This window comes from Phascolarctobacterium succinatutens YIT 12067 (assembly GCF_000188175.1).
Lineage (GTDB): Bacteria > Bacillota > Negativicutes > Acidaminococcales > Acidaminococcaceae > Phascolarctobacterium_A > Phascolarctobacterium_A succinatutens.
This window is the reverse complement of record NZ_GL830860.1, coordinates 1-13,331: the sequence shown is the minus strand read 5'-3', so window position 1 is coordinate 13,331 and position 13,331 is coordinate 1. Positions and strand designations below refer to the sequence as shown.

8 protein-coding genes are annotated in these 13,331 nt (G+C 51.9%); all 8 read right to left on the bottom strand.

The window, feature by feature from the left end:
* Positions 1–169: 169 nt before the first annotated feature.
* Entirely contained in the window at positions 170–1,759 is a 1,590-nt protein-coding gene (locus tag HMPREF9443_RS02235; protein ID WP_009144874.1) for a DEAD/DEAH box helicase, read from the bottom strand.
* Complete coding sequence (locus tag HMPREF9443_RS02230; RefSeq protein ID WP_009144873.1) at positions 1,759–3,021, bottom strand: competence/damage-inducible protein A; 1,263 nt, start codon at positions 3,019–3,021, stop codon at positions 1,759–1,761. Before HMPREF9443_RS02230 ends, HMPREF9443_RS02235 begins: the two co-directional genes overlap by 1 nt.
* Before the next feature lie 45 nt (positions 3,022–3,066).
* Entirely contained in the window at positions 3,067–4,392 is a 1,326-nt protein-coding gene (gene rimO / locus HMPREF9443_RS02225; RefSeq protein ID WP_009144872.1) for a 30S ribosomal protein S12 methylthiotransferase RimO, read from the bottom strand.
* Positions 4,393–4,507: 115 nt separating this feature from the next.
* Positions 4,508–5,497, bottom strand: coding sequence for an ABC transporter substrate-binding protein (locus HMPREF9443_RS02220; protein WP_009144871.1), 990 nt, complete (start codon positions 5,495–5,497; stop codon positions 4,508–4,510).
* Between the two features lie 15 nt (positions 5,498–5,512).
* On the bottom strand, positions 5,513–7,450 hold the full coding sequence (locus tag HMPREF9443_RS02215) for a YgiQ family radical SAM protein (RefSeq protein WP_009144870.1): 1,938 nt from the start codon (positions 7,448–7,450) through the stop codon (positions 5,513–5,515).
* Positions 7,451–7,471: 21 nt separating this feature from the next.
* A complete protein-coding gene (locus tag HMPREF9443_RS02210) occupies positions 7,472–8,470 on the bottom strand; it encodes a helix-turn-helix domain-containing protein (RefSeq protein ID WP_009144869.1) in 999 nt (332 codons plus the stop codon).
* Between the two features lie 17 nt (positions 8,471–8,487).
* Complete coding sequence (locus HMPREF9443_RS02205; RefSeq protein WP_230197135.1) at positions 8,488–11,049, bottom strand: DNA translocase FtsK; 2,562 nt, start codon at positions 11,047–11,049, stop codon at positions 8,488–8,490.
* 115 nt (positions 11,050–11,164) lie between these two features.
* A complete protein-coding gene (locus tag HMPREF9443_RS02200) occupies positions 11,165–12,829 on the bottom strand; it encodes a ribonuclease J (RefSeq protein ID WP_040564787.1) in 1,665 nt (554 codons plus the stop codon).
* Positions 12,830–13,331 lie beyond the last annotated feature (502 nt).

Here is a 13,331-nt window from a genome sequence, read left to right as displayed (position 1 = left end):
CCTCTGTGTCTAAAATAAGTTTACCACTTCACTTGACAGAAACGTTGCTTTAGGCAGAACCCCTCTCCGTCATCGCTGCGCGATGCCACCTCTCCCCTAGGAGAGGCTTTTCTTGCCCTGCCGGCAATTCACCTTGTCTCCCAGAGGAGAGGCTCGGTCGCCCTTGTTATTATCTTCTTGCCTTAGCCGGCTCAATATTAACCTTATACCCCTTGATAAAGTTCTTGTTCATCGCACCGATAACCTTTTCGGCTACATCCTCCGGTACTTCAACAAAGGTGAACTTATCATAGATATTGATCAGGCCGATATCACGTGCCGGAATGTCTGCTTCGATAGCAATGGTGCTGACAATATCCTTAACCATAATCTTCTGGCTGCGGCCGATGTTGATGAACAGGCGCACCATGCCGGGACGGCCGCCGGTGTTGCGCAGGTCCTTGGACAGGATATCCTCCTGCGGAGCCTCCAGAGCCTTAATGCCCTCCTGCATCAGCTTCAGAGCTGCGGCAGCAACTTCTTCCGCACTGTAATCATCCAACAGGCTTTCGGCAATCGGCATATAGTCATGATATGCGTTCAGCTCCAGCACAGTCTGCATCTTGCTGATAATTTGGTCGCGCTGACGCTCGATAACGTTAGCAGCAGTCGGCAGCTGACGGCGTTGGATTTTAGTCTTGACGGTACGCTCAATCAGCTTCAGCTGACGGAACTCACGCGGAGTGATGAAGGTCATAGCTACGCCGGTGTTGCCTGCACGACCGGTGCGGCCGATGCGGTGAACGTAGCTTTCCGGATCCTGCGGAATATCAAAGTTGATAACGTGGGTGATGTTGTCAACGTCGATACCGCGGGCAGCAACGTCGGTAGCAATAAGCACATCGACAGCACCCTCGCGGAATTTCTTCATTACGCGGTCACGCTGGTTCTGGCTCAGGTCACCATGCAGGCCCTCAGCCATGTAGCCACGGCTGGAAAGTGCGATAGACAGGTCGTCAACACCCTTTTTGGTACGGCAGAAGATAATCAGCTTGCCGTCGATTTCTGCGTCCAACAGACGGCACAGGCCTTCAATCTTATCCTTTGTTTCGAAATAGTATTGCTCAATCAGAGGCACAGTCAGCTCTTCCTTGGAAATGGTTACATTCTTCGGCGCCTTCATGTACTTCTTGGTCAGGCTCAGAATCGGACGAGGCATGGTTGCGGAGAACAGCAGAGTCTGGCGTTCAACCGGCAGGCTGCGCATAATTTCTTCGATATCATCAACAAAGCCCATATCCAGCATTTCGTCAGCCTCGTCCAGTACCAGGAATTTGATATGGTCCAGACGGATAGTGCCGCGGTTGATATGGTCAATCAAACGGCCCGGGGTACCGATAACAATCTGCACATTGTTGCGCAGCGCACGGATCTGGCGTTCAATCGGCTGGCCGCCGTAAACAGGCAGCGCACGCACGCGGCGGGTACGGCCGATTTTGCCTACTTCTTCCGCAACCTGAATAGCCAGCTCACGGGTTGGAGTCATAATCAGCGCCTGAATATGCTTGAAGTCGGTAATTGCCTGCACCAGAGGAATACCGAAGGCAGCGGTCTTGCCGGTACCGGTCTGTGCCTGGCCGATAACGTCGTTACCTTCGAGCACCAGGGGAATAGTAGCGGCCTGAATTGGAGAAGGCTCTTCGAAGCCCATGTCAGTCAGGGCGGTTACAATTTTTTTGTCCAGCTCTAAGCTGCCGAACATCTCTTTTTGAATGGTCATTAATGTTTATCCTCCGTATTGTTTTTTTCTTCTAATAATTTATCAATAGCCATGGAAATAGCTGTCTGAGCTATTCTCAGCTTATTTTCTGTTCTTGTAGACATAAAACGGTGCTCCTGGCAATATACCACGTTGTCAGTGGCAACGGCAATATATACAAGGCCTACCGGTTTGCCCTCGCTGGCTCCCGGTCCGGCGTTGCCCGTAATGCTCACACCATAATCACTGCCCAGCTGCTTGCGTACGCCCAGCGCCATTTCGCAGGCGGTTTCACGGCTGACAGCGCCGTATTTGGCCAGCGTATCTGCCTGCACATTAAGCAGCTTCTGCTTAGCCATGTTAGTGTAGCTGACGATGCTTCCCAGCAGATATTCACTGCTGCCCGGCACATCCGTAACCAGGCTGCTGGCAAGACCGCCGCTGCAGGATTCCGCAAAGGCAATAGTTTTGCCCTGCTTCAGCAGCTCCTGCCCTAAGCAGGCCGCCAGAGTGGCATCATCCACACCGTATATATAATTATCAACGCTCTTGCGTACCTTGGCTTCCATAGCGTCGAGCAGCTTGACTGCCTCTTTATCATTGGCAGCCTTCGCCGTAAGCCTGATGAGAATTTCACCGTAGCGGGCATAAAGCGCAATCGTCGGATTGGTCTGCGCCATAATCAGCTCGTCGAGCTTGGCAGCCACCATAGATTCGCCGATACCGCGCAGATGCAAGGTGCGCGACATGATAATGCCGTGCTTGCTGAAGCGCTGTAGCATTCGCGGCAGCAGCTGCTTTTCGCACACATCCGTAAGCTCGCTCGGAGGTCCGGGCAGCATAATGAAGATTTTGTCCTTATATTCCAGCCACAGTCCGGGAGCGGTACCCACATCGTTCTGCAGTACCTCGGCCCCGATGGGCACATACGCCTGCTTCTCGTTATTTTGCGAAGGGCAAAGTCCCTTCTTGGCAAAATATGCATCTATGCGTCCCCACGTATCCAAATCGAGATAGCCTTCAGTATGACAAACCTCCATCACTATCTCCTTGGTAATATCACCGCGCGTCGGTCCCAGACCGCCGCTGGTAATGATGATATCGGCGCGCTGCATGGCCTGCTCCAGCACTGCGCGCATACGCTCCGGATTATCTCCGACCGTAGTGTGATATAAAACATCAAAGCCTATATTATTCAGCTTGCGGGATAAATACTGCACATTGGTGTTTAAAATTTCACCCAGCAGCAGCTCCGTCCCGGTAGTAATGATTTCAACCTTCATCCTGCTGTCACCCTCTCACCGGTTATTTTGACTCATACAGCAACGTTAAACCAGCTCTGCCACCATTTCATAGGTAAAGCCTTGCAGAATACGCACTCTTACCATCTGGCCTACCTCCAGCTCGGCGGCATTTTCGATAAAGATGTTGCCGTCGATATCAGGTGCCTCGTGATAGGAACGTCCTACCGCAAGAGCGGGGTTTTCTTCATCAAAGCCTTCGACGATAACGTCCAGCTCCTCATCCTCGCGCTCCTGATGGATTTCTTCGGAAATACCTGCCTGCAGCGCCATCAGCTCATGATAGCGGTTTTCCTTAACCTCAGGCTCAATCTGGTTTTCCATAGCGCCGGCCACAGTACCCTCCTCTTGGGAATACTGGAACACGCCTGCGTTTTCAAAGCGCTGCTTTTCAACAAAGTCCATCAGCTCCGCAAAATCCTCGTCGGTTTCACCGGGGAAGCCCACGATGAAGGTAGTGCGGATAGTAATGCCCGGAATACGCTCACGCAGCTTGGCCAGAAGTTCTTCTACCTGCGCACGTGTATCGTAACGGTTCATGCTTTCCAGCAGTCTGTCGCTGGCATGCTGCAGAGGAATATCAATATACTTGCACACCTTGTCGCATTCGGCGAAGGCTGCAATCAAATCGTCCGTAAAGTTGTTGGGATACAGGTACATAACGCGGATCCACTCGATGCCCTCCAGCTCGTTGAGGTCACGCAGCAGCTGCGGCAAAAGCAGCTTGCCGATAAGGTCCTCGCCGTAGCGGGTGGTATCCTGCGCCACTACAATCAGCTCCTTGACGCCGTGAGCAGCAAGGCTTCTTGCCTCTGCCATAACCTCATCATAAGGACGGCTGGTGTAGGGACCGCGCAGCTGCGGAATAATGCAGTAGGAGCAGCAGTTGTCGCAGCCCTCGGCAATTTTCAGATACGCCATGTAATCAGGCGTAGTCAGCATTCTGGGCGGAGTCTGTACATTTTTGCTTTCCAGCTTCTGCAGATGCTTTACGCGCTTGCCTGCCAGCACCTGGTCGATAACCCAGCCGATATCGGTAAAGCTGTCAGTGCCGACGATAGCGTCAACCTCAGGCATGCTTTCGAAAAGCTCGTCTGCATAGCGCTGGCCGAGGCAGCCTGTCATAATCAGATATTTGCAGCTGCCCTCCTCCTTATATTGCGCCATTTGTAAAATTGTGCTGATGGATTCCTCCTTCGCACTTTCGATAAAACCGCAGGTATTAACAATAATCAGTTCGGCATCTGCGGGATCATTGGTAATCTCCAGCTGCTTATCCTTGATAATACCCAGCATAACTTCAGAATCTACCAGATTTTTGGGACAGCCGAGGCTGACCATACCTATTTTCATTCTTTACCTCCAAAACCTGCTGCCCTCACCCAAGCCGTCGGGACAGCAAGCAAGAGCACAAATCATTATAATCTAATTCACTATTCACTGATGACTAATCACCAGCCACTAACAACTATTTACTGAATCTAACCTTACTCAGCCACTTATTTGTCAGGCCATCCTGCTTAACAGGCTCCAGATAACTGCTGTTGAGCCAGATTTTATCGCCATCGGCGGCAGCCTCATCAAAGCCGCGCAGGAACAGAAACAGATAGCCTGTAGCATTTTCCTGTGCTATCGCCTGCACCTGCTCGCTTGTCAAAAGCCATTCCATAACCTTCAGTCCCTGCAAATCATCTGTAGTATTCTTAAACAGGCCTACGCAGAAAAGATTGACCGGCGTGCCTTCCTTGGGATAGACAACATAAGCGGGAAATTTATTTTCCAGATATTTAAACACGTAGCTTTGTCTGGTAATAGCCACATCCGCATCACCTACCGCCGCCATGCGCACAGGTGTAAAGGGAAACTTGGAATATTGCCCGATAAAGCGGTTGATATTGCCTAAATACTCCAGCGATTCATCCTCGCCGAAGCGGTCTGCCAGACCTGCCAGAAAGTTTTGCGTGCTGTTGCTGTCGGATAAATTTTCCAGAGCAATGCGCAGCTGTTCTTTCCCTGCCAAATCCTGCCAGCTGCAGATATTTGCCTGGCCGACAGTACGGGCGTACTGCTGGTTGACCAGAAAAACTATCGGATCATAGAAAACGCCGTACCAGCTTAAATCCGCATCACGGAACTTCTGCGGCAGTCTGTCGCCATCGGCAAAGGCCACAGGCTTCAGCCTTCCCTGACGCTTCAGGCCGGCAAGCGTGCGCTGCTCGGCCAGCACAACGTCCGGCAGCTCCCCGCCGGGCTTCAGCTCGTAAATAGCCTTCAGCTGCAGCTTAGCCTTCTGCTCCTTGTTGAAGGCATCCACCAGATTTTCAGTAAATTTATTATCAAGCTCGGAATACAGGATAACGGTTTTTGCCCCTGCGTTCTGTACAGGAGCAGGCTGCTCACCGCAGCCTCCCGTCAGTATTCCGGCCAATATCAGCACTAAAAAGATACAACGGATCATCTCATCCCTCCGTTACTATCTGCGGCGCTTATCCTCACGCCTTTTTCCACCGGCACTGCCTGAAGCGGTACTGCGCGTTGCATTACGCGCTCCAATGCCCGTTGCATTACGTTTCGGGCCGCGAGAAGCATCACGCTTCGCGCCACGCACTCCGCCGCGCTGTTCCTGCTCCGTATACAGCAGGCATTTATGTCCGCTGCCCACGAGGTCCATGCGTCCTGCCTTCTGCAGCGCCTCCAGCACCAGCTTGCGGTTACGCGGAGTACGGTACTGCATCAGCGCACGCTGCATTGCCTTATCATGCGGATTGCGGGCCACAAATACGGTTTCGCCGCTTTCCGGGTCGATGCCGGAATAATACATCGCCGTCGCCGCACTGCCGGGAGTAGGAATAAAGTCCTGCACCTGCTCCGGATTGTGCTTGATGTCACGCAAAAACTCTGCCAGCTCAATGGCATTGTTCAGCGTGCAGCCCGGATGGCTGGAAATAAAGTACGGCACCAGATATTGCGGCAGGCCGATTTCTTTATTTTTTTGCGTAAACATGCGCATAAACTTCAGATAAACTTCCTTGCCGGGCTTGCCCATACGCGCCAGAACCTGCGGCGCGATATGCTCGGGCGCTACCTTCAGCAGACCGCTGATGTGATAACGGCACAGCTCGTCCAGAAATTCCTGCTTTTTATCCGCCAGCAGATAATCATAACGGATACCGCTGCGGATAAACACCTTCTTGACTCCCGGTAAAGCACGCAGCTTGCGCAGCAGAGCTATATAATCGCTGTGGTCGGCATCAATATTGGGGCACGGCTTGGGAAACAGGCACTGCCTGTCCTTGCACACGCCGTATTTCAGCTGCTTGGCACAGGAAGGATGGCGGAAGTTGGCCGTAGGGCCGCCGACGTCATGGATATAACCCTTGAAGCCGGGAAGCTTTATCAGCAGCTTTGCTTCACGCAGAATAGATTCATGGCTGCGCGCCTGAATGATACGTCCCTGATGCGCATGAATAGCGCAGAAGGAACAGCTGCCGAAGCAGCCTCTGCTGCTTACCAGGCTGAACTGAACCTCCTCCAGCGCTGCTACGCCGCCCTTGGCGTCGTAGCTCGGGTGCCACTGACGCATATACGGCAAATCGTAGATAGCGTCCATCTCCTCCATCGTCAGCGGGAAGATGTTCGGATTCTGTACGATATATTTCTTCTGTCCCTTTTGGACTACGATTTTGCCATAAAACGGGTCCTGCTCCTTGCTCTGCAGCTTAAAGGCTCTGGCAAATTCCTTGCGGTCGTCCTTGATAGCCTTCCAGCCCGGAAGCTCCACATATTCATCATCGGGCAAACTGTCAGACAGATACGCCGTACCGCGGATATAATGCAAATCCTCAGCGCTGGCACCGCCTGCCAGATAGTCGGCAATTTCCATAATCTGCTTTTCGCCCATGCCGTAAACCAAAAGGTCCGCACCGCTAGACTCCAGAATAGAAGGCAGCAGCTTGTTTTCCCAGTAGTCGAAATGCACAAAACGGCGCAGGCTGGCTTCAATACCGCCGATAATTACAGGCATATCGGGCCATAGCTGCTTGACGAGCTGCGCATAAACGGCCGTAGCATGGTCGGGACGCTGTCCCACCGCACCGCCTGCGGTATATTTGTCGACAGAACGCTCATTTTTGGCTGCCGTATAACGGCACAGCATGGAGTCAAGGTTGCCGCCGGAAATAAGCACGCCCAGTCGCGGCTTGCCCAGCTCTGCCATATATTCTGCTTTATCCCAACGCGGCTGGCACAGCATAGCTACCTTGTAGCCCTGCGCCTCCAGCACGCGGCAGATTACTGCCGGACCGAAGGAGGGATGGTCTACATAAGCATCGCCGCTGATAAACAGAAAGTCAAGCTGCTCCCAGCCACGCTCGGCAATTTCCTGAGCGGAAATCGGTAAAAACTGTTTCATGAAAAACTCCTGAACAAATTATTATTTCTTCTTATCGGCCTTCGCTTCGCCGGCAGCCTGTGGCTGCTGCGGCTCAGCCGGCTTAACCTCAGCCTGCGGCTTCGGTCCTTCTGCCTTCGGCGCAGGTGCGGCTGCAGCCGGCTGCGGTACTGCTTCCTCTACTGCGGCAGCAGGTGCAGCCTTGGTTTCAGGCTCGGACTTCGGTGCAGCCTCCTCTGCCTTAGCTGCGGCTGCAGGCTGTGCGGGAGCGTTGCGCAGATAGGTCTTGACGGCCACGCCATGCTCGCCCTTCAGGTCAACAGCCTCGCCGTTCACCTTAATGCGTACAACGCCGATGTTGCCGTATTTGATAATCAGCTTATCCTTAGCCTCAAAATGCTTGCTTTCCTTAGCATGCAGAATGCCGGCAAAAAGCTCCTTGCCGTCGGCACTTGCCTCCAGCCAGCAGTCACCCTCGGCCTCCAGGTCAACGGTAACCTTGTCCAGCACTGCGGGTGCTTTAGCTTCGGGCTTAACCTGCTCAGTCTGCTTAGCCTCTTCCTTAGGCATATTTTTAAAATAGTTAATCGTAGCGGGAATAGCAAAATAGCCTGCCGTGAGCACCGCTACCGCTGCTAAGCCTGCCAGACACTGCTTCATTGGCAGCTTCGGCAAGCCCGGCATTTCAAAGCGGCCTGTACCGCTGCCGATATCACGCTTATCCTTCAGCTGTATATTGAGGCGGACTTTTTCCACCTCGCGGATACCCTGGCTGCGTACAGCCTCTGCCGCCATACCGGCAGCACTTGCTTTATATTCATTAACAAGCTCCGGACCGTTCAGTCCCAGATAATTACCGTAGTTACGGATTATTCCCTTCAGGAAAACCTCGCCCGGAGTCTTGTCATATTCGTCATTTTCTACAGCCTGCAGATAACGGCTGCGGATACTGGTAGCCTTTTCGGCATCAGCCAGGGAAATACCCTTGGCCAGTCTTGCTTCTTTCAAAATTGCGCCGACAGTCTTTTCCTTATCATCCATTTCGCCTGCACCTCCGCTTATTCACGGCGCAGGAAGCGTTCCTCTGCTTCCTTACGCGACATTATAACCTCTCGTGGCTTGCTGCCTACGGATTGACCGACAATGCCCAGCTCCTCCATAGTATCTACCAGACGCGCCGCACGCGTATAGCCTATGCGGAAGCGTCGCTGCAGCATGGAGCTTGATGCCTGCCCCATATCCAGCACAAGGCTCAGGGCATCCTCAAAAAGCTCATCCTCTGCAGGCGCATTGGAGCCTGCATCCTCGGCATTATGGCCTTTATTATCACATTCCAGCTCCTGCTCTGTTACTTCTTCGCTGTAATTTACAGGAATGGACTGCTTGATAATGAAATCTACTATTTTATTCAGCTCATCATCGCTGACGAAGGCACCCTGTACACGCACAGGCTTGTTGTAGCCCATGGGGTAAAAGAGCATATCGCCCTTGCCCAGCAGCTTTTCGGCACCGCCCATATCAATAATTGTGCGCGAATCTGTCTGCGAGGATACGGCGAAAGCAATACGTGAAGGAATATTCGCCTTGACGATGCCTGTAATAACATCTACGGACGGACGCTGGGTTGCCAAAATCAGATGGATACCGGCAGCGCGGGCCTTCTGTGCCAGGCGCAGGATAGCATCCTCCACATCAACCTTGGCTACCATCATCAGGTCTGACAACTCGTCGATGATAATTACGATATAGGGCATCTTTTCGTCGGCCTGCGCGTTATAGGTTTTGATGTCACGCACACGGCTGTCGGCAAACGCCTTATAACGGCGCTCCATTTCCGCTACCGCCCAGTGCAGCGCGCTGGCTGCCTTTTTCGGCTCGGTGACAACCGGTGTCAGCAGATGCGGAATACCGTTGTAATTAGACAATTCTACGACCTTAGGGTCGACAAGAATCAGTTTAACCTCGTCCGGTGTAGCACGGTACAAAAGACCGGCGATAATCGTATTGATGCACACCGATTTACCGGAGCCTGTGGAGCCTGCCACCAAAAGATGCGGCATTTTCGCAAGGTCGGCGGAAATAATATCACCGCTGATATCCTTGCCCAAACCGATGCACAGATGCTCCTTGGCATTGCGTACACTGCCTGCCTCCACAACCTCACGGAAGCACACGGGATCGTTCTTCGTGTTCGGCGCTTCGATGCCGATGGCGGATTTGCCGGGAATCGGCGCTTCGATACGCACACCGGGAGCAGCCAGACGCAGGGCAATATCATCCGCAAGGTTCACCACCGAGCTTACCTTCACACCTGCCGCAGGCTCCAGCTCAAAGCGGGTAACAGAAGGTCCGCGTGTTACGGCAACAACTCTGGCGCGCACCTTGAAGTCTGCCAAAGTCTGCTCCAGCACCGCACATTGATCCATGATGTCCTTCTGATAGGTGGACGGGTCGCTGGCCTTCGGCGTATCGAGAATCTCCAGCGGGGGCAGCTGATAGCTGCTTGCGGCCTGCGCTTCAGGTTCATATGCTGCGGACTGCTGAGCAGGCGCCGCTGCGGCAATTTTATCTGCACTGTCAAAAATCGTTACGGCCGGCTTCTCCGGTTCAGGCTCAGGCTGCGGCTCTTCCTTGGCAGGCACTGCAAACGTTGGTACCTGCTCCTCGCGATAGGTATTGCGGATTACGGAAGCAGGACGCTCCGGCTCCGGCTCGGGTTCGGCAGCCGGCGGCTCCGCATCATCCAGAAAGCGGCTGTCCGGCTCGTAATCATCGTCATAATTTATAATCGGTCTTACAATGACCTCGGGCTTGGACTGCTCCCATTCGGGCAGCTGCACCGGGTCACGCTCTATTTCCTCTTTTAAAGGTGATTTTTCGTAAACACTCTTGTTTTTGGTAAAGCCTAAAATGCTTCTGAAGGCACTTTTCTTCTGCACGCCCTCGTTGAAGGCATCAAATTCGGGGCTGGTATAGTTGCTGATAACGTTATCCGCGGGAGCGGTATGCTGTTGAGGCGCGGCACTCTTGCGCTTGAACACGGTCCTGGGCACAATCTCGGGACGCTTGCGCTCCTCCCTCACCTTGTCATCAGGGCGCACCAGCGTAATTTCGTCGGAGGTCAGGTAATCCTGCCACAGCTCCCACCATTTGCGCAGCGGCAGCACCAGGCCCAGCAGCCACAGCCAGCCTAAGGCAAGAATAATATAAACAGTCACATCACCGGCAAAGGAACGCAGCAGCTTCAGCAAAAGGCCGCCTATAAGACCGCCTCCCTCCGCTATCAGCGAAGGCTCCAGCTCAGAGCCAACAGGCACAAAAACATGATGAGCTGTGCCTGTAAGGCACAGCGTCACCAAAGTAAAAATTAATGTTCTCTTGTTAAAAACACCAAATTGTCCTTTAAGCAAAGCAAAGGACGCAGCAAAGAAAGCCAAAGGCAGCAAAAAGATACCCTTACCCAGCAGATGCTGCTCCACCAGATAAGCATAATGCATTACGTCGTCCTCAGCCGTCATAAGAAGAGCGGCTGCAAACAGCAGACCAATAAGCAGGCAGACAACGCCGACAGGGCGCGAGTAGCTTCTATTCTGTTGCTTCCTTCTTCTTTCCTTGCGCAAGATAAGACAACTCCTAAATTTGCAGCTGCCGGCAGTCATCCTTTATCAGCTGACTTCTGACAACCGCTCACCAAAAACTAATCACTAATAACTAATCACTATCCACTAATCACTATCAAATCTCCATGATAATCGGCAGAATCATCGGACGGCGGCGGGTTCTTTCGAACAGGAAGCGTCCCAGAGAATCACGGACAGTGGACTTGATTGCCGACCATTCGGAAACATTGTTTTCCTCGCAGCGGTCCAATGCAGCCTGCACCTTATCGCGTGCTTCATCCATCAGGTCCTCGGCCTCGCGCACATAAACAAAGCCGCGGGAAACGATATCCGGACCGGAAACCACATGGCAGGATTCCTTGTCGACGGTTACAACAACAATCATGATACCGTCCTGAGAGAGCTGACGGCGGTCGCGCAGTACGATGTTGCCTACGTCGCCGACACCCAAGCCGTCAACCAGCACCTTGCCTGCAGGCACCTTGCCGTTAATGGTAATGCTGCTCTTGGTCAGCTCGATAACACTGCCGTTTTCACCGATAACAATGTGGTCTGCCGGCATGCCGAGGGATTTCGCCAGATTAGCATGCTTAACCAGGTGACGGTATTCACCATGCACAGGCATGAAGAAACGCGGACGCACCAGATTGTGCATCATCTTGATTTCCTCCTGGCTGGCGTGGCCGGAAACGTGGACACCGTTGCTCTTTTCATAGATAACGTCCGCACCCAGCTTGTACAGATGGTCGATAGTACGGGAAACAAGCTTTTCGTTGCCCGGAATAGGTGTAGCAGAAATAATTACTGTATCACCGGGCATAATATCAACCTTTTTATGGTCATTCATAGCCATACGAGTGAGCGCGCTCATCGGCTCGCCCTGACTGCCGGTGGTGATAATAACAACCTTTTCCGGCGTATAGTTATGAGTTTCGTCAATATCAATCAGCACGCCCTCGGGAACCTTCAGGTAACCCAGCTCCTTGGCGATATTTACAACATTCACCATGCTGCGGCCGATAACTGCTACCTTACGGTCATACTTCACAGCAGTATCAATAACCTGTTGGATACGATGTACGTTAGAGGAGAAGGTTGCTACAATAATACGATGCTTAGCATAGCGGAACTCCTCGTCAAAGGTCTGGCCTACCATTTTTTCGCTGGGAGTGAAGCCCGGGCGCTCGGCGTTGGTGCTGTCTGCCAGCAGGCACAGTACACCGCGGTCGCCGTATTCGGCAAATTTATTGAATTCCATAACCTGTCCGTCAACAGGAGTGTGGTCGATTTTGAAGTCACCGGTGTGGATAATAACACCGATAGGAGTAGTAATCGCGATAGCAACAGCGTCGGGAATGCTGTGGTTTACGCGGATGAAATCGAGCTTAAAGGCACCGGTGTTAATCTTGTCACCGGGTTTTACTACGTGCAGGGTTTCGTTGCCTACACCGTTTTCCTTCAAGCGGCCTTGTAAAATACCCAGAGTAAGTGCGGTACCATAAACGGGACAATCAATTTGTTTCATAACATAGGGCAGCGCACCGATATGGTCCTCGTGACCATGTGTCAGAAAGATACCCTTAATTTTATCTTTATTCTCAACCAAATATGTAATATCGGGAATAACCAAGTCAATGCCGAGCATATCGTCTTCAGGGAACATCAGGCCTGCATCAATCAGGATCATGTCGTCCCCGTAACGGAATACCGTCATATTTTTACCAATTTCGCCCAAACCACCAAGCGGGATAATCTGGACCTTATGTTGAAATTTACCCAAAAAAAATACACCTCCATTTTTTATTTTACATTCTTCCGTACAAATGTAGAAATTGAATTTGATACTGTGTCCGCACACATACTCTCTACTTTATTATACACTAAATATGGGCTATTGACAAATAGTGATACATATTTTTTGTGAAAAGTTTGTTGCCAAACGGATGATTTTTTGGCAGAGGAATAGCACATGCAAAAAAGGGCTGCGGGCAAGGTGCCCCCTGCTCCCTTGACATTCCCTTCCATTTCAAGTACACTTAAACTAAATTCTTCAAAACCGCAAGTAAGCTTATGCCTCCGGCTCATTTACCTGCGGACAATTAAATAAGCAGTATATCCTGCAGATGCATCTTTTCTGCAGAAGCTTAAGCAAGGCCATTTATATTTATATGGTACATTCTAAGAGTAGTACGAACTGACGATTTCTAATCGTCAGGGTACTGCTCTTTTTTGGTTTTTAGGCGTCTTGATAACTGCTTATGTATTTTTTTATTCACTTGTGT

Excerpts from the sequence above, each read along its gene's own strand:
- HMPREF9443_RS02235 (WP_009144874.1), bottom strand. The coding sequence starts at position 1,759 with ATGACCATTCAAAAAGAGATGTTCGGCAGCTTAGAGCTGGACAAAAAA.
- HMPREF9443_RS02230 (WP_009144873.1), bottom strand. The coding sequence starts at position 3,021 with ATGAAGGTTGAAATCATTACTACCGGGACGGAGCTGCTGCTGGGTGAA.
- rimO (WP_009144872.1), bottom strand. The coding sequence starts at position 4,392 with ATGAAAATAGGTATGGTCAGCCTCGGCTGTCCCAAAAATCTGGTAGAT.
- HMPREF9443_RS02220 (WP_009144871.1), bottom strand. The coding sequence starts at position 5,497 with ATGATCCGTTGTATCTTTTTAGTGCTGATATTGGCCGGAATACTGACG.
- HMPREF9443_RS02215 (WP_009144870.1), bottom strand. The coding sequence starts at position 7,450 with ATGAAACAGTTTTTACCGATTTCCGCTCAGGAAATTGCCGAGCGTGGC.
- HMPREF9443_RS02210 (WP_009144869.1), bottom strand. The coding sequence starts at position 8,470 with ATGGATGATAAGGAAAAGACTGTCGGCGCAATTTTGAAAGAAGCAAGA.